Source organism: Solibacillus daqui (assembly GCF_028747805.1).
GTDB classification, from domain to species: domain Bacteria; phylum Bacillota; class Bacilli; order Bacillales_A; family Planococcaceae; genus Solibacillus; species Solibacillus daqui.
The window spans coordinates 1,844,586-1,863,017 of sequence record NZ_CP114887.1 but is presented as its reverse complement, the minus strand read 5'-3'; the positions used below and the strand labels follow the sequence as shown (position 1 = coordinate 1,863,017).

Annotated in this window: 21 protein-coding genes and 1 pseudogene; 4 read left to right on the top strand and 18 right to left on the bottom strand. The window is 34.3% G+C overall.

The window, feature by feature from the left end:
* Positions 1–5: 5 nt before the first annotated feature.
* Both O7776_RS08980 and O7776_RS08975 read left to right on the top strand, forming a co-directional pair.
* A complete protein-coding gene (locus O7776_RS08980; RefSeq protein WP_274310254.1) occupies positions 6–233 on the top strand; it encodes a hypothetical protein in 228 nt (75 codons plus the stop codon).
* A gap of 272 nt (positions 234–505) precedes the next feature.
* On the top strand, positions 506–721 hold the full coding sequence (locus O7776_RS08975; protein ID WP_274310253.1) for a hypothetical protein: 216 nt from the start codon (positions 506–508) through the stop codon (positions 719–721).
* Between the two features lie 169 nt (positions 722–890).
* On the opposite strand, the gene O7776_RS08970 is transcribed toward O7776_RS08975, so the two are convergent.
* From O7776_RS08970 to O7776_RS08930, 9 genes are all read right to left on the bottom strand, one after another.
* The gene (locus O7776_RS08970; protein WP_274310252.1) at positions 891–1,571 is read right to left on the bottom strand and encodes a hypothetical protein; all 681 of its coding nucleotides are present in this window, start codon (positions 1,569–1,571) and stop codon (positions 891–893) included.
* A gap of 31 nt (positions 1,572–1,602) precedes the next feature.
* Positions 1,603–2,511: a hypothetical protein gene (locus O7776_RS08965; RefSeq protein ID WP_274310251.1), complete on the bottom strand. Its 909-nt coding sequence runs from the start codon at positions 2,509–2,511 to the stop codon at positions 1,603–1,605.
* 578 nt (positions 2,512–3,089) lie between these two features.
* A protein-coding gene (locus O7776_RS08960) for an IS3 family transposase (RefSeq protein ID WP_420802120.1) occupies positions 3,090–4,231 on the bottom strand; the annotation gives its coding sequence in 2 pieces (ribosomal slippage) (positions 3,090–3,958 and positions 3,958–4,231; 1,143 coding nt in all).
* Between the two features lie 257 nt (positions 4,232–4,488).
* Positions 4,489–5,400 carry a D-alanine--D-alanine ligase gene (locus O7776_RS08955; protein WP_274310250.1) on the bottom strand — a complete coding sequence of 304 codons (912 nt, stop codon included), beginning with the start codon at positions 5,398–5,400 and terminating at the stop codon, positions 4,489–4,491.
* Between the two features lie 4 nt (positions 5,401–5,404).
* Positions 5,405–6,853 carry a MocR-like pyridoxine biosynthesis transcription factor PdxR gene (pdxR, locus tag O7776_RS08950; RefSeq protein WP_274310249.1) on the bottom strand — a complete coding sequence of 483 codons (1,449 nt, stop codon included), beginning with the start codon at positions 6,851–6,853 and terminating at the stop codon, positions 5,405–5,407.
* Positions 6,854–7,255: 402 nt separating this feature from the next.
* Entirely contained in the window at positions 7,256–8,194 is a 939-nt protein-coding gene (locus tag O7776_RS08945) for an anti sigma factor C-terminal domain-containing protein (protein WP_274310248.1), read from the bottom strand.
* A complete protein-coding gene (locus O7776_RS08940; protein ID WP_420802160.1) occupies positions 8,187–8,648 on the bottom strand; it encodes an RNA polymerase sigma factor in 462 nt (153 codons plus the stop codon). Before O7776_RS08940 ends, O7776_RS08945 begins: the two co-directional genes overlap by 8 nt.
* A 477-nt stretch (positions 8,649–9,125) precedes the next feature.
* Positions 9,126–9,614, bottom strand: coding sequence for a DinB family protein (locus O7776_RS08935; RefSeq protein ID WP_274310246.1), 489 nt, complete (start codon positions 9,612–9,614; stop codon positions 9,126–9,128).
* A 177-nt stretch (positions 9,615–9,791) separates the two neighbouring features.
* A complete protein-coding gene (locus tag O7776_RS08930) occupies positions 9,792–9,992 on the bottom strand; it encodes a transcription initiation factor TFIIIB (RefSeq protein ID WP_274310245.1) in 201 nt (66 codons plus the stop codon).
* Between the two features lie 496 nt (positions 9,993–10,488).
* Between O7776_RS08930 and O7776_RS08925 the strand changes: the two genes are divergently transcribed.
* Positions 10,489–10,770 carry a YmaF family protein gene (locus tag O7776_RS08925; RefSeq protein WP_274310244.1) on the top strand — a complete coding sequence of 94 codons (282 nt, stop codon included), beginning with the start codon at positions 10,489–10,491 and terminating at the stop codon, positions 10,768–10,770.
* A 408-nt stretch (positions 10,771–11,178) separates the two neighbouring features.
* Here the strand turns inward: O7776_RS08925 and O7776_RS08920 are convergent, their stop codons facing one another.
* The 9 genes from O7776_RS08920 to mgrA all read right to left on the bottom strand — a co-directional run bounded on the left by O7776_RS08920 (position 11,179) and on the right by mgrA (position 18,135).
* A complete protein-coding gene (locus O7776_RS08920; RefSeq protein WP_274310243.1) occupies positions 11,179–11,439 on the bottom strand; it encodes a hypothetical protein in 261 nt (86 codons plus the stop codon).
* A 2-nt stretch (positions 11,440–11,441) separates the two neighbouring features.
* Positions 11,442–11,897, bottom strand: coding sequence for a GNAT family N-acetyltransferase (locus O7776_RS08915; RefSeq protein ID WP_274310242.1), 456 nt, complete (start codon positions 11,895–11,897; stop codon positions 11,442–11,444).
* Between the two features lie 199 nt (positions 11,898–12,096).
* The gene (locus tag O7776_RS08910) at positions 12,097–12,537 is read right to left on the bottom strand and encodes an NUDIX hydrolase (RefSeq protein WP_274310241.1); all 441 of its coding nucleotides are present in this window, start codon (positions 12,535–12,537) and stop codon (positions 12,097–12,099) included.
* 967 nt (positions 12,538–13,504) lie between these two features.
* A complete protein-coding gene (locus tag O7776_RS08905) occupies positions 13,505–13,954 on the bottom strand; it encodes a GNAT family N-acetyltransferase (RefSeq protein ID WP_274310240.1) in 450 nt (149 codons plus the stop codon).
* A 194-nt stretch (positions 13,955–14,148) separates the two neighbouring features.
* Positions 14,149–14,604, bottom strand: coding sequence for a YoqH family protein (locus O7776_RS08900; protein WP_274310239.1), 456 nt, complete (start codon positions 14,602–14,604; stop codon positions 14,149–14,151).
* A gap of 94 nt (positions 14,605–14,698) precedes the next feature.
* Entirely contained in the window at positions 14,699–15,241 is a 543-nt protein-coding gene (locus tag O7776_RS08895) for a DNA topology modulation protein (protein ID WP_274310238.1), read from the bottom strand.
* Positions 15,242–15,334: 93 nt separating this feature from the next.
* Entirely contained in the window at positions 15,335–15,604 is a 270-nt protein-coding gene (locus O7776_RS08890; RefSeq protein WP_274310237.1) for a hypothetical protein, read from the bottom strand.
* A gap of 531 nt (positions 15,605–16,135) precedes the next feature.
* Positions 16,136–16,912, bottom strand: a complete 777-nt coding sequence (locus O7776_RS08885) for an SDR family oxidoreductase (RefSeq protein WP_274310236.1) — start codon at positions 16,910–16,912, stop codon at positions 16,136–16,138.
* A 221-nt stretch (positions 16,913–17,133) separates the two neighbouring features.
* Positions 17,134–18,135: an L-glyceraldehyde 3-phosphate reductase gene (gene mgrA, locus O7776_RS08880; RefSeq protein WP_274310235.1), complete on the bottom strand. Its 1,002-nt coding sequence runs from the start codon at positions 18,133–18,135 to the stop codon at positions 17,134–17,136.
* A gap of 155 nt (positions 18,136–18,290) precedes the next feature.
* On the opposite strand from mgrA, the pseudogene O7776_RS08875 reads away from it, so the two are divergent.
* Positions 18,291–18,410, top strand: a pseudogene (locus tag O7776_RS08875) (transposase); the annotation flags it as partial.
* Between the last annotated feature and the right edge of the window lie 22 nt (positions 18,411–18,432).

The following is an 18,432-nucleotide window of genomic DNA, read 5'->3' as shown; positions in this document are numbered from 1 at the left end:
TGTACATGACTGATACAGATATTAATAGAGTTAAAATTATGGAAATGCGGAATGTTTTCGAGAAAGGCGATTCATATAAAATTAGTCGTATTCCTCATGAAAATCTGATGGAGGTTTTATTAGCTAACGATTTGGTTACATTAGAGTATCATTACGAACCGAAAAAGAAAGTATTTCAGGGAAAAAGGCAAATTTGGCTTCCCTATAAATTAGTGTTTATAGTTTTTAGGTGAATTAATTTAACAAATTAAACACTTTCACAGCTAAAAAATGGTAATTAAACTTACAGTATTCCACAATCTAGCCCTTCAATAAAAATGCGCTGATTTTCTTAAAGAAAAGCGCCCGATTGTTGTATAACGGGTGGCATCAGATTTATTCATTTACAAGGTTAAGGAAGAAAAACGTGCCCAAACATCGCTTTGTGGGACATTTTCAACTTAAATTTATGGTAAAATAATACAAAATATTAATGTGGTATTAACGTTTAAAGAAGGGAGATATTATGAAGAAAAAGGAAAAATTAAAAATATGGTCAATAATTTTAATGATATTACTGCTAATTGCTGGATTAATATTATTTTTTTTAGGACATTATAGTATATCTTTTATTTTGCTCGGGATTTTTGTAGTAATTATAACTGCTATTAGTAATTGGTTACGAATGGAAAATGAAGTTTACATTCACGAAAAAAGCTATAAGAATCATAATAAGTGGTAACTATAGTGAATAGTTATTAGAAAAACGACGACCCAAAAGCTCTATATATTATGGATAAACAAACTAACAAAGCTGATGAAAAGTTTATAGTAGGTAGCATGACTTTGTATAACAAAAAAATAGGTCCTGGGCTAAATAAAAAAAGTTCAACCAGAAAGTTCTGGCTGAACTATATAATACGAAACTTTCGCAACAAAAATTTGTGCTGTTCCGGAGACCATTCAAATGAGTTTATATCTGAAACGTATTTTTCCAATAAACGATGTCCCTCGTCAATACCACAACCCTTAGGTAGTTCAATTCCACCAAAGGCTACATTTGAAATTGTCGCATCAAACTCATAATCATAATCAATTTCTCCAGAATAGTTTAATGCAATCTGACCAGTCCAATGCACGGTAAAGGCTGAAATACTTTCATCCTTTTCAAAGCGAATATGATGACCAGCGACAGCGTCATGACCCAATAAATAAATTCCGAAAGCGCTGTCGTCAAAACTCTCATTTGACTCCAATGGTAACATTTCTACTTGAAATGTCGTTGTTTTGTTATTATAAAAATCTAGTTTATTCATTTCTGTTCCAGCCAAAAATCCTTTATTCCCCCAATATGTGGAGGATATTATCGCTTGATGGTAGTTATTCCATACCCCTTTGTGAAACCAACTGTGTGTATCTTCAGGTATGTCGTCCTCCTCAATATCCTCTGAGTCCTCTTCGTAATAGTCTGCTGATTTCAAATGCAAGTCGAACCAAATCCCACTATCAGGATTCAACCTAGCGAGCCATTCAAACTCCTTAATGCCATGTCCACTAGGCCACGGGTTGTCTTTAAAATAAATCCGATTCATAAGTACTTCTCCTTTTCTCCTAATGTAAATTTTATTTACTATATTTCCCGAAATATTTCTCCAAACGTTCTTCATTAATTGCATACTCTCCACGCCATGCAGCTAGTGGAAGAATAATATCCGAACGTGGGGAGCCATTTGCTTTCTCATAAAGTTTCATTCTTTCCTCGGTATCTATGAATTTATCAACCATTGGCGGATAAAAATCATTCGGGATTATTCCAAGTTCTGCCAAGGATAATAGCTGCCCACGTACACTATATTTACTGAACTTAGGAAATACTTTTTTCGATTTAATTCGCTGTTCTAACTTACCTGGCGTTTCTCCTTGCGGGGCACTTCTGATTATATCTATTAACTTTCTAAAGATTACTATATCTTCTTCTGTTGGGGTTGGAACCTCTAGCTGTGAAAACTCTCTTAATTCTATCAACATCAATTCAATACCTTCATTCCATGAACTACCAAAATAATAACTGAATAACACTTCCCCCACATTTAAGTATTTTTCTTTTTTAACACTGCATTTTTTACAGTACTCTGTATCACTTAGGTAAGAATGATTTTTACATTGATTGGCATAAAGATAACTTAATATTGGTTGTCTTCCCCTTGGAAAACTTTTCATACCTGCTACATAAGCTTGAAGTGCTTTATCCATCGTTACATTGAAATTTTTGTTTAATAGCTTAAATTCATCGATCACTAGATCGTGAGTAAAATGCTCTATCTCATTTAATGGGTAATAACTTTCTTCCAAATATGTCTTTTCCTCATCTTTTAAATTATTTGTTGAAAATAGATAAACAGCTCTTTCATTATCCCATACATCTCCATGATCAATTTCTCGATAATAACCTTTTTCGTCTTTTTCATATCTCTTTTTGTTATAAACTTTTTTTAGGATTTTTAGTAGTTTATCATTCATATGATAGTTCATAGATTATTTCCTCCACTATTATTATTTGAGTAGAATCCTACATATTGTGGTACATTTTCGTTGGGATTGATATCGTAGGTTCCGAAAGGTTCATTTTAGATACTTTTATCATAACATTTCACAATGGATTTCTATTATTTACTGGATATTTAGGAAAAAAATAGTTCATCGGATGATGGCCGTGTATAACTAAAGCACCCGTTTCTTTAAAAAATTTTTAATGAAGTCCATATTTTAATATCTGATCTCTAATTACCTCATTGCCAAAAGTGAACCATAATAATAGTAATAAAATTACAACTCCCATTAAAAGACTAAACCAAGCAAAGTATTTATTTTATTTATTTATTGAAGAATATAGAACGATTAGCAACACCCCAAAAGCAAGTGTAATTACGGTAGAAAGTTGTCCTGTTAACGTTTCAAAAACCATAAAATCCCTCCCTTAATCATAGGTATATTTTAACATTATTTTCTAATTTCTTGTTGAACTATCCTGCACCATTAGTTCAATTAAAAAAAGAGCTGCATATGCAAGGCACTGACTACCCTTTTTGAGACAAGAATAAAACACCCTTTTATGCAGCCAATTGACGGTATTGAACCGGCGATTGGCTGTTTAGTTTCGTTTGAATACGGATATTGTTATAATAAGTAATGTATTCTTCGACAATCTGTATCACACGTGCGTTCGTTGTGCGATAGATATCGTCGAGATAGAACGTTTCAGACTTTAGCGTGGAATGAAACGATTCGATTGGGGAATTATCAGCTGGCGTGCCTTTGCGGGACATGCTCATGGTAATTCCTTTTTCTTTGGCTGCTTTTTGATAAGCATAGGATGTATAAACGGAGCCTTGGTCACTATGCAGAATGCATCCTTCTGGTAGCTTAGGCAATTGATAGAGCGTATCCAACACAAAATCAGTGTCTTGTTTGATACCAGTAGTTTGTGCCACAATTTCGCCATTGTAGACATCGAGAATACTAGAAAGATACATCATCGATTGTCCAAAAGGCAAGTACGTAATATCCGTGACTAGCTTCTCCATAGGCTTAGATGCTGTAAAATCGCGTGCTAATAAATTCGGTGCGACGTATGCTGGCTGCCCGGTACGCTTCCGTTTCTTCACCTTTACTTTACATTGCCAACCATATTTTTGCATAACACGCTGCACAGTCTTCCTACAAACTCCTGGGTACAGATTAGCAATCTTTCGATAACCATATCGAAATTTATTCTGTTTGCACAAGTCGCCAATCTGCTGATCTCGAATCTCCTTTTGTGTGGATTGATCCACATCCTTTCTCCAACGATAGTATGACGAGCGACCTACGCCTAAATGACGACAGATTTCACCAATTGGCATAACATCTTTTAATTCTTCAACTAATTGAAGTACTACTTTTGGCGCCACTTCCCTTCCAATTCCGCGTACTTTTTTAAAACTTCAATCTGTTGTTTCAACTCTAGATTCTCTGCCTGTAGCTTGGCTGTCTCACTTTCAAATTCCGGTCCTTTGCCGAAGGCATATTGTTTACCAACTGGTTGTTTAAGACGGTGCATTTCACCATTTCGATACCAATGCATCCATCGCTTCAACTGCGTATAGTTTCGAATGTCCAATTCTTCCATTACTTCTTTTACCGGTACGTTAGCCATTCGCATTTCAATTGCCTTCATTTTCACTTCTACTGGATAACTGACTCTTGTTCCCATAGAAAAACACCTCCACATTGATTATTTCAGGTTTAAGTCCCCGTTATTCAATGAAAGGTGTTTTTATTTGTCTCATGTTATTAGGTCAGTGCCGCAACTCAATGACCTTCAAGTAAAGCACCCGTCAGTTTAGCAACTCGCTTTACGCATCCTAATTTTTTAATTGTTTGGTATTTATAAAAAATGCTGTTCCCATTATAAATATGCCTAAACTTTGAGCGTATAGCCAATATTTCTAGGACTAACTTCAGCATATTCTAAATACTATTTCTCCTCACTTTAAGTGAATGTTCAATGATTAAGTCAAGTAGCTTATGATAAGGAATACCCGTTCCCTGTGCACTTTTTGGCAGCAAACTATTTTTCGTCATCCCTGGTAATGTATTAACTTCCATCACATAAGGGATACCATCTTGAATCATCATGTCGATTCGGGCGTAAACACTACATTTCAAAGAATTATAGCAAGTCATAGCAGCTAAAGAGACACGGGCATGTGTTTCGGGAGGGAGCTGGACCACCTCTTCAATCGTAGCCACATCATTATATTTGGAGGTATAATCAAAAAACTCTCCCTGATGACGAATCGAAATCACAGGTAAAAGCTTTCCATCCAAAATGGAACAAGTGATTTCTTCTCCCACAATTAGCTTTTCAATTATCACTTCGGAATCCCATTTGAATACTTCCGCAATAGCTGGCTTTAGTGTTTCTTTATCATAAACAATTTTTACTCCCACACTTGAACCGCCTGAATTAGGTTTCACAACTAGCGGGAAACCCATTTTGTCTAGTTCATCCATTTTATGTTCTTCCATGTTCGTAAGGTGAATCCAATCCGGTGTTTGCACGCCTTCAAAGCGGATGATTTTTTTTGAGATATTCTTATCCATGCATAAGCTGCTGGACAGAATGCTACTCCCAGTATAAGGAACTCCCATGGTTTCAAGAGTACCTTGAATAGTGCCATCCTCACCGAATTTGCCATGCAGCGCCAGTAGTGCAATGTCAAGATCGTTCACCTTTTCCACTAAGTCTTCTTTGTTCTCTATGTGAATCGGTACAATTTCATATTTATTTTTATCTAAATGCGCGATCATTTCTTCACCTGTCATAATCGAAACTTGTTTCTCGGAAGAAACCCCTCCCATAATTACGCCAACTTTCATTTTTCTAGCCCCCATAATTATTTTTTAACGTATCCCCTATGATTTTTATGCCCTGAATAATCTCTCTTTCATTCAGCCTAGAAAATCCTAATCGTAAAGTATGGTTTCCACTGCTGTCCGTGTGAAAAACATTACCAGGTAAGAAAATAACGCCCCTTTGATAACATTTTTCTAAAAGTTTTTGTGAATCAATGTGGTCTTCTAGTTCTATAAAAATGTGAAGCCCTCCGTCACCAGTTATTCGTTTGAAAGGAATAAATTGCTTACAATAATGAACGGTTAATTCATACTTTTTCTTATAGACTGATTTAGCTTTTTTTATATACTTCTCAAAGTATCCATCAATCAAATATTGATATAACACAGCTTGATCTAATGTAGACGTATGAATTGTTCGAGCTCTTTTCATACTTTCTAAGTAATTAATCAAATCTTTATCTGCCAAAATCCAGCCAACCCGTAAACCAGGAAAAAGAATTTTAGAGAAGCTACTAATATAAATAACATTATTACCTTGTCCGGCGAAGGATGCCAATGATGCGAGATGTGACCCTGAATAACGTAATTCTTCATTAAATCCATTTTCAATGATAGGAAGCTGATATATGGAAAACAAATCCATGATTTCTTTCCTTTTTTTTGAAGACGTTACGATTCCAGTTGGATTATGGTAAGACGGAATTAAGTACGCAAAATCATATTCATTTTTTGATAGGATTGTTTCCAACTGACTAATATTGACACCATCATTATCCATTTCAATTCCATCAATTTCGAAGCCATGTAATCGAAAGAGCTTAAGAGCAGAGTCATTGGTTGGATTTTCACAAATAACACGGCCGCTCTTTTTCTTTAAAGAGGATAATATGAGTTCCAGACCTTCCGTGAATCCATTGGTAATTAAAATATCTTTATTTCGAGTGTCTACTCCTTTAATTTCCATGTAGCGAAGTAAGTATTCGATAAGTGGTTTATAGCCCTTTGCATATCCATAGTTAAGAATGATGTCTCCTTCAATAGACATCCGATTTAAAAAAGCCCGTTTAAAATTTTCTATATCAAAAAGCTTTTCATCGGGTGCGATGCTATTAAATGAAATAATTTCCTTATTCCAGCGTACACCATGCTTTTTAAGGTCCAATTCATCTGCCAAAAAGGTTTGCTCGTTAACTTTTTCAGTCCAATTTACTTGGATGGATGGGGATTTGATTATCTCAACATGACTGACAAAGTTTCCCTTTCCCTTTACCGCATATATAAGCCCTTCTTGTTCCAAATCCGCATAAGCTGTTAGAACGGTGTTTCGGCTAATTGATAATAAAGAACAGAGTTCACGAGTGGATGGAAGCTTTTGGTGCTCAAGTAAATGCCCGTTGGTTATCATTCTTTTTAAATATTCCTTAAGTTGTATATATACAGGACGGCCTTCCGTAATCTTAAAATCGTTAAACACTCAATTCATCCCCTTGCTAACATTTTTACATTCCTGCACTGATTTCAAAAGGTCCACCCAATATGTATTTTTACTGCCTTGTGGTAGCTGTGTGGAACTATCATGTTTTTAAATATGCATTTGTTTATTTCATTTAAATACTATATTTAGAAACCTGAAATTTAAAGTATTTATTATTACAGTGCGTCAAGTGAAATTGGAAAAACTTTAATATGCCATTCAGGTTGAACATAATAAATAATGCTGGAATTAGCGGATTTCTCACTAAACAATCTGACCTTCTTCATGAAGAAAGACCCTTTCCTTATCCAAGGAAAGCGCCCTTTTCTGGAATAACGGCCAGCTTTTACTAGCTGGCTTGTTTAATACTCGATAATTCAAGACAATATTATTTATTTTATCCTAATAATTTTCAATGACTCCACCTATTGATGAAGCTTTTATAATCGGCTCTTTTAAAATTTCTACTATTTCTTCCTTCGTTCCATAAACGACCACCCCTAATATTTCTACATCCTCTAACTTAACATCTTTCATCTTGTTAAAAGCATTCTGGTGATCAGAGGAAATACTCATTGGCAGTAATTCTACAAATTCTTCATACTCACCTTTTAAATCATGGATTGAAATATAAGGTCTGTTTATTGAGAAGCCTAGCGCATCATATTCACGAATAAATGTTGAAGACCAATCGTTTTCTTTTGCCTCTTGTTGAAACTCGTTTAATTGTTCACGACTATAAGTGTCTATCCAAAACCATGTCATTTCGGGAAGCTGCATGAACAGTTCCCTTGGTTTGTAAGGCTGGTCAAAGGAAAGTGCCACTTCATAAATTTTATCGCTTTGCATACGCTCAATCAGTTCTTCATCATCCTTATATTTTTGATAGGATACATTCGGATGGAAAAACATCATTTCTCGCCAACCATTTTCTTTATAGCCAAATTGCCAATCTTCACCTGTACTACCTATTTTGCTATCTCTAAACCTAGATGTTAAAACAGGTGAATTCTGACCAAATGAGTATTGTTTTCGTTCGATAACAACCGGTTTGATTTTAAAATCTTTCGAAATTTCATAGTTACTTGTACCACCTAAAATACCTTTGGAATCGACAGTTTCACTTATGTAACCATTTGGCGTGCTGAGCCGGACATAAGCATCCCATTGCTTAAATGCCTTTTCACTATAATGTGCCGAAATTGCAGTATTCGCGATGTTTAAAACTACGAATACCACGATAGAAATAATAATAACGGTAATGATTGTCTTCAATTTCCCTTTTCTTACGGCTTTCTTGATCTTCTTTTCATCAAAAAGGTCATCTGAAAAATCATTCATGTAGCTCCCTCCACTTCTTTTGAAATTCTTTTCTTGCCCGAAATAAATAAGTCCTGACCGTTTCTTCCTTCATGCCCAGTAACAAAGCAATTTCTTTATAACTAAGTTCCAGCTCATATTTTAATAGTAAAAGCTGCTTAAAGATTTCTTGAATAAGATCTAAAACCAGTGCGATTTCATGATTCATTTCGTTCGTTAATACACTCAGTTCTGTATCCTGGTCATTAGCAAAATTGATCCAAAATTGATTATCGTCAATCGATATGGATTGTTCCTTGCCCCGTTTCCTTAACAGTTTTTTAAATTCATTCATGGAAATCGTAAAAATATAGGAAAGTGCTTTATCGGAAGGAACACCACTGCTATAAGCAATGAATTTCGTATAGCTTTCTTGAACAATATCTTCTGCATCTTCATGACTGCAGCCGTTCTTTTTTAAATAAAAATAAATCATCTTTGCTTGCTTCTTGTATATCTCCAACAAAAGATGCGAATCCATAGGCACTCCTTTCTAAAGCATTCACTAATACAGAGTCTATTTGTAACAAAAAGTTTACAAAAAATGAGAAATAAATTTTCGTTGGACGAACCGTGTATAAAGGGGCTACGCTTAAACAGTGGAATTAATGATTGTGTACTAGTTAATTCTCGTATGAGAATACGCTTTTGAATAAAATAAAAAAAGCTACTCTTCTATTGAAGATAGCCTTCGTTAGTTGAAGTAGAAAAAATGGGCATATTCAATAATTGCGCCAGATTGTTGAATAACTTTATCTACTATATGAATTCCAAATTCTATACATTTCTTTGCCGTCTACCTCAATCTTATGTTCCTTCTACAAATAAACCTCATTTCTTTTGAAATAGATACTTTTCTTGTTCTTGAAATGCGCCAGATTGTGGAACAAGAAATGTAAGTTGTCTCACTATCTCATTTAATATTAGTTTTCCAGCCTTTTTGTAGTTGTTTTCGGATGTAAACAATTTGTCCAATATGGTATGCGTTATGCGTAGACATATTTCCCAGTACCCCCCACCACTTTGCAGTCTCTGGGAAACCATTCACTTCACTTTCAACCTTTTCTTCAGTTAGTAGATCTTGCCACTGAAGCAGAACCTCTAGGAGACACTCTTTTAAGTCAGCAAATCTTTTATTTTCCGGAATAATAAAGCTTTTATTATTATCATCTATTGGCGCAACAGCATTCACATGAGATTTTTTGTACCTCTTTTGCCATGTCTCATTCCAGTAAAGTAGATGTTGCACAATTTCAGCGATACTGTTACTTTCATCGTTTGGTTTCCAAAACGCTTCTTCCTCTGACAAGTTTGCTACTGATTCCGAAAACGGAACGTAAAAGCTAGGGTCGTTCGCATTTGCTAACAACTGATCGACCAAAACATCTTTAGCATGGGACATTTCAATCACACTCCCTTTTAATTATATCTTTTCTATTTCAATGCTCTTTTGAATTCTCCTTCTTTATACCGTTAAATGGCCCTTTAATGAAATGAAAAGAACACTTTCCTTATTCAAGGATAGCGCCCGATTGTTAAAGATCGTTTTCAATTAAAGACCCCATTACTTGAATAATATCTAAAGTGTCCCCTTAAATCTCTCTGGTTTTTTTACATAGCTTTCGATTACAAACCCACATTCAGTACAAATAATGTGTTCAACATCTACCCCTAAGAATTTATTATTTGGTAACATAGAACCATATCCACTATGTTTACCTTTCCCCAATTCTTTTCCACCACATTTTGGACATTCTGTTGCTTTCATAGAATGAATCATTTGAAAACCTCCATCTTAGAAAATTGATTGAATCGTAATTTTTTTGATGTTCTTAATCTAATTACGAATGAACAATAAATTAGTTTCACCTACTCTAACTAACTTGTCCGTTAGTTGGAGTTCAAACCTTCCCATAATCGCGCCCGATTGTTGAAGATCGTTATTCAACTAACGTCTGTAATTGAAGTTGAGGTGCAGATTTAAAATAAATTGTCTATTTATACAAGTTTTTTTCAGATAGCACAACACCTGCAGTGTTTTCTTCACTTTCTTGAAAAGTCTTATTGTAGCTATGTTTATATACTTTTAGAATAATTATTTTTCCTTTTAATCATAAATACTTTCGCTATCGAGTAGTATATTCAGTAGTCTAATTTTAAGGAGGGCTCTATTTAATGAATAGTGAGTTCAACGAAAAAGAAAAGCTCAATAAAGAAGAACCGTCAAACAAGAAAAAAGCTTCAGAGAGTCAGTACAAACACATGTTCATGAATTCTTGGCAAGTACCAAATTAGCTGAAGAAGGAGATGACAGACATAATCTTCGTTTTGCAGGAGTTACAAGTGAAGTAATTCCTAAGGGGAATAGTCATGTACATGTAATTATGGTTAATACTGATTTTTTAGATCATCATCATGAGGTTGCAATTGAAACAGGTCCTGCTATCCGTGTTAGCGAGGATAAACATGTACACTTTGTCAAAGGTATTACTACACTTGATGATGGGCATGTACATCAACTAGAATTTGCTACATTAATTCAAAAGCCACTCGTATAACAGTTCTCAGGACATAATCTTTGGTTTTTTTGTTTCAATAACGGTTCTATACATTTTAATTCTTCGCCCGTTTCAATATTAATGAACGTACTTGTTTTATTTAACGGTTTAAAGTCCGGCGTCATATTACGGTATTGATCGATTTTGCATTATGCTCCGATTTATATAAATGAGAACGTATCACTTCTAAAATAACCTCACTTGCTGTTTCTTTCACATGCATGAATTGATCAATACCAATACCCATATTCACAAGTTGTAGTCAAATAATGTCTAGCAGAATTTAAAGGCAATGGTTCTCCAGCATTAGTTGTCTCGGATGGTGGGATATTCAATCTTTTCGTTACTTCTTCAAGCGGAAAATCATTATCATTTATTAAAAGAAAGTAAGCGAATAGTTGCAGTTATCTATTTTCCGGAAATTACAAAATCCTTAACTTCAGATACCTTTTCACCGTTCAATAGACACGTCACACCATATATTTTGCCATCTTCGTTATGGTTGACCGCAATGTCAATATCATTCACAATTTGCTTCACATATTCGAATGCTTGACGCGTGTATTCTTCAGTAGGTGCCCATTGGTCAACGAGTTCTGTTGATTCTTTCGCTTCACCATTAGGACATAAATGTACCGTGCGGGCGAATTGCTTATGCGATAAAGTCACTGTTAGTTGAACATTTTATATTCCATTATTACTTCATCTTCATCAACTTCACCTGTATGTTGAAATCCTAAACTTTGATATAGTTTACATGCAATAAAATCTTCTTCTTTGTAACAGAGAATTATTGAATCATAATTTATATCTTTCTTAATTAACGAAATCCAAAGTTGCATTGCTTTTTTACCATAGCCCTTACCTTGAAACTGTTCATCAATCATAAATTGGTCTAATACACAACATCTTTTTCCATTATCTATAAAATCCCGTTGTAAAAGTAAACCTATAGGTGTGTTAGAATCATAGATTGCATATGCAATACTTTTATATTCACGATATACATAAGCTCTTGCTAATATTGTTATGTTTGAAGCTACCCAATCTTCTTGTTCCCTTTTTACTTTTAATGAACTAAAAATGCGCCAATTTTCAGGATTAATTAATTCAAAATGTAAGTTCATAATATACCTCAACTTGTATGATTTAATATTCTTTTTAATAAACTACTTATCTCTTCTATCCTAATAGATACATTTCTTCATAAACTCATCCAAACATTAACATATACATCCAGGAGATTTAAAGTGTATTCAATAATATGCCCATAAACAAAAAGACCCTTTCCTTATTTAAGGATAGCGCCTTTCAGCTAAAGCCCCGTTACTTTAAGTGAATAACTTCACAATCCTGAATAAAAGCAAGTGTTTTTTCATATAGCTTTGGTTGAGTTTCTGAATAAGTAAGACTATCTGGAAGACAATCAAACAACTTTATCTCAGCAATTTCCGAAACCGGCAACTGACCAACCCCCTTAATTCTTCCAAAATATAACCTTCCAAAAGTTTTGGTAACAGAATCATCCATTGAACAATTGCAAATTGGAATTAAATCAACATCTGTACAACCAGTTTCTTCAAATAATTCTCTTTTTGCTGTTTCCTCGATTGTTTCTCCCTGTTCCCTATGACCACCGGCAATTTCCCACGTTTTTCTATCTTTATGTCTCACATAAACCCACTTTCCTTTATAAATGGCACTTATTACTACAAATTCTAACTTAGCTTCATTTACAGAGTCTAAATTATAAAATGCTAGTTTCATATTTACACCTCATTTATTCGGAATTATCAGAAAATTCTCTACACTATGTGGATTCCCTTTAATCAGAAATATTAGTTGAAGATATTTTGTTCGATCTTCAACTAAACTGCTACGTTAGTAAGATCACTCCTTATGTCAGAATTCTATTAAGTTGGCAATAATCCCTTTTATATTACTAGTTTAGGGGGGAATGGAATTGTTACTGTCAAAAGCATGGACTTTATTTGAAGCTGATAAATGAATAGAGGGCTTTTCGCCACAAACGCTGATGGCCTACCGGTTACTTAGATTTCACCCTTCACAACCTCACATTACCACAAACCCATATAAGTTATTCCACTAAACAGCCTCTTTAGTGCTATAAGAAAAAAGAGCTGCGTAAGCAACTCAACGATCTTTCACTATAGCCCCGGTTAGTGGAACAAGAACGATGCAACAAAAAAGCCAACTAATTGTTGACGTAATTTGTTACAGTTTTTTCTTGTGCTTTCTGATTTTTTTCCTTCTTACTTTGATATTGTATTGCGACTATAATTATCGCCTGTATAGACATCGCAAGAACTAAAAAAAACAAATGTGTAGAAACGTGTGTTAGCAATGAAAAAACATAGAATACTGGTGCTGATGAAAGATAAGATACATATTGATTTTTAGTTAATAAAAATATAATCGTCGAAATGCAGGAAGTAACTAGTAAAAGTTCCAGTAGTAATGCTAATGAATTAAAGTCTAAGTAATTTCGAAATTCATTAATATATGACACGTGAAAATCCCTCCTTTTTTATCTATTTGTTCAATATTCCACCTCAATTATCCTGCTTGCGTTTCCAGTTCCTTTTTAAAATAACCTGCTGCGTTAGTTCAATAATTTCAACAAAAATGAACGTTAATCCTTCTTGGATCAACGCCCCCAGCAGTTGAAAAATAACTCTAACTTTTTTATCACTAAAATAACTGATTACATCATTTATTGGATTATCCATTCATATTGAATATCAGGTAAATTTTCTTCATTTTCATGACCTCTACCTATAACTTCAAATCCATGTTTTTCATAAAATCGTTGTGCATTTTCATTTACTTCAAATGTGTACAATGTTAATCTTCCACTTGATTGTGCTTTAACTTTATCTAGTAATTTTTGACCTATTCCGATTCCTTGATAATCTACATGAATATATAGTTGGCTTATTTCCCGTTCATTATATGCAATCACTCCAACTACCTTTTCATCAATTAACGCTAAATCTATTTGAAACTGTTCAGGTAATATATGATCTAAAAAGTAAACGTGATTTTCAAAACTGTGAATTTCTTTTTGACCAATAGCCTGTTCCTTACTATCTCGCCACATATCCACTGTTTGTTCAGCGTATTTGGAGTTATACTGAGTAATTTTCATTTTGTGTTGGTTCACTACAATACCTCCCCAAGTTTTGTTTACTGCTTTATTTGTTGTTTTCTTGTTCTATATTCGATGAATACTAACTATTGCAGGTATTTTAGCTTTTAAAAAGTTTCTTCCTATCCACCTTCAATAACATGGTGTGTAAGTACAATAAAAGTTAAAAAAAGAGCGTTAATCCCTCTTTAATCAACGCCCCCCTTAGTTCAACAAGGTTTTAGTATTTTTTCAAGTACAATAGGACCCGTTTTCTTTGTCTTTGTATTGACTGTCCGAACTTTGATACGAGTAGGTCGCATTATAGGAGAAACTTCATCCAAATTCCCAGCCCAAGTAGTTTCTTCATATTTAGTTAAAGGAGACAATGAGAAAATCCAACTTATTTCTTTCGGAATATATGCTAATACTTCATAACCATCATAATCCCCAAAACTAGATGGTTTTGGTAAATGAAGTGCGTGAACACTGAGACTAGTTCGTTCATCATTAAACTTTCTTTCAATATTATAAATCAGTGCTACTCCTCTGGCATTTTTAGGTACGTTTTTTGTTGGTTCAAGTATTGTTGAACAAGGTGGCAACTCTTCAATTTTATTCTCAGAGTGTGTTTGTAAAGGAAGAATTACTAAAACGAAGATAAGGCTAAAAAGCAATTTTTTCATTTCTGATTCTCCTTAAATTTGTTTAGTATCATTATTCCCCAAAACTCCATATTTATTGTATTTCAATCGCTCCTTGTTAAACTATCCTGCCGCGTTAGTTTAAGTGCAATCTTTCACAATTACTTAAACTGTATAAATATGATTTAATTTCCTGTCTACTCTTTAAAATAATAATTTCTTTTTTAGGGTCTATTTCTTGAAATGCTTGAAATTGTTCAACCATTTTTCTTTTACGAGGATAGTAAGTAGAATATATAAACTTAATGAATTCCCAATCTAATTTTTCCTTACACCCATTTCCCATATCAGGTCGTGTTTTTCCGATGTATTTTAGCCATCGCTTAACAACACGATATAAACAAACATAGAGTGGTAGTTCCAAATAAATTATTGTATCAGCATGTTTGGCACGAATCTGAAAAGTATTACTATAGTTTCCTTCAATTATCCATTGACATTGTTTCACAATATCCAGCTGTGCTTCTGAAAACTCTTCTAAGGTTGCTTCTACCCAGTTTGGCTTCCAATATAAGGCGTCTAAATGATTAACATTTATATTTAAGGCTTTCCCTAATTTTTGTGCAAAAGTTGACTTCCCCACGCCTGCTGAAACTCCAATTACCATAATTCGTTTCACCTTATGTCACCTTCTTTTATTAGGATTGATAATATATTGCTACAAATTAGAATGTTCTTCTTTGTTAAACTATACTGCTCCGTTAGTAAAAAATCACTTTAAAAAGGACTTATCAAAATACTCCATCACTAGTATTACTAGCCCCAAAATCGACAACAACGATCCTACAACAAATGGGAAACCTAAGAATAAACTTTCAACACTTTCATTCCCATATTGCTTTCCTCCAAATATTGCATACCACAACTGTGAACCAGACCAACTATTCATGCTGGGAATATATAATGCTGCCACCACAATTACAGTTAATGTAGTAAATAATCCCCCTAACATTATAAAACCGCCAATTACTGTCCTTTTCATTCTTTCGCCCCCAATCTATAAATTTTTTCCCTTATTTTCATCCCCTTCTATTCTATCTATTTCTCCAAGCGATTTAGGTTTCCCTTGTTCAACTAAACTGCCCGTTAGTTAAAAAAGAAAAAAGAGCTGCACATGCAACTCAATGATCTTCAAGTAAAGCCTACGTTAGTTAAATAATATTTTTAATCCAAGTCATCACTCGAAGAACTTCGATTGCTTCAAACCAAGTAACTAAAAATATTATAATGAAAAAAGTAGTAAGCGATATATACTTTCCACTTCCTTTTTCCATTTTAAAGATAGCATAAAACTTAACACAAATCCTGTAAATTAAAAGATAACACCTAAAAGTACAATGGGTTCAGAAAAAGCCTTTAAAACTTGTATTTGGGAACGTTTATTAGGTTTATTTTGTATACAGAAGGCGCCATCTTCTGGAATTATTCAGGCCGTTGAAAAGAGTTCATACTTATTGAACATTAGACATCCTTTGAAGAACAAATAAAAGTTGGCGCCCTCTAATACGTTAAATCACCAAAAGCCACCATCTGAATGGATAATTTGTCCCGTAATCCATTCAGATTCTTCACTTGCTAAAAAGACGATTAACTTTGCAGCATCTCTAGGTTCACCGATTCGACCCATTGGGAATTTCGGTAATAAGGATTCCTTCAACTCACTGTTCATCCAACCACTGTCAGTTGGTCCAGGATCTACGGCATTAACCGTGATTTTAAGTGGCGCTAATTCAAGAGCGACTGATTTAGTAAAAGTAGAAACAGCACCTTTTGTTGCAACATAAGCCAAATTGCCAGGCTCAGGTGATTTGTCTTGACCTGACACCATGTTAATAATTCGACCACCATGTTTTCCTTCAATTTGTCGAGCAAACTCAACAGTCAAAAGACACGTTCCTCTAATATTAACGACATAATGAGAATCGAGGATATTTGCATTTATAGAACGAAAATCTACGTCAACGGAATATGTTGCATTATTTACAAGAATTGATGGAGAGCCCAGTCTCTCATTAACTTCATCAAGCAGTTTCCTCGGTGCGTCTGGTTGCGAAAGATCCAATTCCATTGATTCGCATCGTACTCCAAAGCTGCGGATCTCCTCCATAAGATGTTGCGACCAAACAGAATCATCATCAATAAAATATTTCATCTGACGATCATAATTTGACCAATGGGTGAAAAAAATGTCTGCGCCTTCTCTGGCTAATTCTCGACATATTGCAGTACCTATGCCCATTACTCGACTTGCGCCAGTAACAATCGCGATCTTATTCACTAATCGTTTCATAAAAGCATCTCCTCACGGACACGCTAAACATAGTGCTATTGGAGATGTATGCTTACCAAACAAAAAAAACGAATACCTAAAATAGGTATTCGCTCGGTGTGTTTATAGCACATGAACCCAGCGATCCTATAATGGTTTAAATAAAATGAAAAATTGACCCTTCAATAAAAAGGGAATCAACAAATCCATTCAATTACTTAGCTATTAAAGGATATCTCCCATTAAGATCCATGATCTTTTAATATCTTATCTATTAAATTTAACTCTTCTTGGCTAAAAGAAACATTCTCAAGTGCTTTAACATTTTCTTTAATTTGAGCAACCTGACTAGCGCCTATTAGAACTGAAGAAATTTGTTCATTTTTTAATACCCAGGCAATTGCCATTTGAGCAAGTGATTGATTACGATTTTCAGCAATTGTATTAAGCTTCTTAATTTTACTAATGATTTCTTCAGTAATACTTTCTTTGCTTAAAAATCCAGTCGGCTTAGCTGCTCTAGAATCATCTGGAATACCATTTAAGTATCGATTTGTAAGTAATCCTTGTGCAAGAGGAACAAATGCAATACAGCCAATTCCTTCATCTTTTAAAACCGATTGTAAATTATCTTCCATCGATCTATTAAGCATTGAATAACTAGCTTGATGTATTAATAAGGGCGTACCTAATTCTTTCAGAATGGTTACAGCTTCTTTAGTTTCAATATCATTATAATTAGATAATCCAATATAGAGTGCCTTTCCTTGTTTAACTATTTGGTCTAAGGCTAGCATAGTCTCTTCAATAGGCGTATTAGGGTCTGGCCTATGATGATAGAAAATGTCTACATATTCAAGCCCCATTCTATTTAAGCTTTGGTTGATACTAGCTATTAAATATTTTTTTGAACCCCAATCTCCGTAGGGACCGGGCCACATATAATAACCGGCCTTTGTAGAAATAATTAATTCATCTCGATAATGATTTAAGTCCTTTTTAAGTATCCGTCCAAAGGTTTCTTCTGCAGAACCTGGAGGTGGACCATAGTTATTAGCAAGATCAAAATGAGTAATCCCCATATCAAAGGCGCTATGTATAAGTTTTCTTGAATTGTCGAAATAATCACATTCACCGAAATTATGCCAAAGACCATAAGAAATTGCAGGTAGTTTTAATCCAGATTGCCCACATCGATTATAAAGCATATCATTATATCGTTCTTTGTTTGGAAAATAGTTCATTACATGCCTCCTAATATTGATATATAAATATTTTATACAAATATTTGTCAAAATCAATGCAGATTTGCTGCAATTTGTATATTTATTGTATTTTATATACTATTAGCTAAATTATTTAATACTACGCAACACCTGAAGTCGCAAGCTGGTTTGATGTTACTGATGCGGGCTTAATCGTTGAAATTGGTGATATTCATCGTTTTGGTGATCATCACGCTTTAGCGAAATACGCAGGTTTGGTATGGATGCAGTATCGGTCAGGCGAGATTAGATCTATTACCCTCTTCACCCTATGAT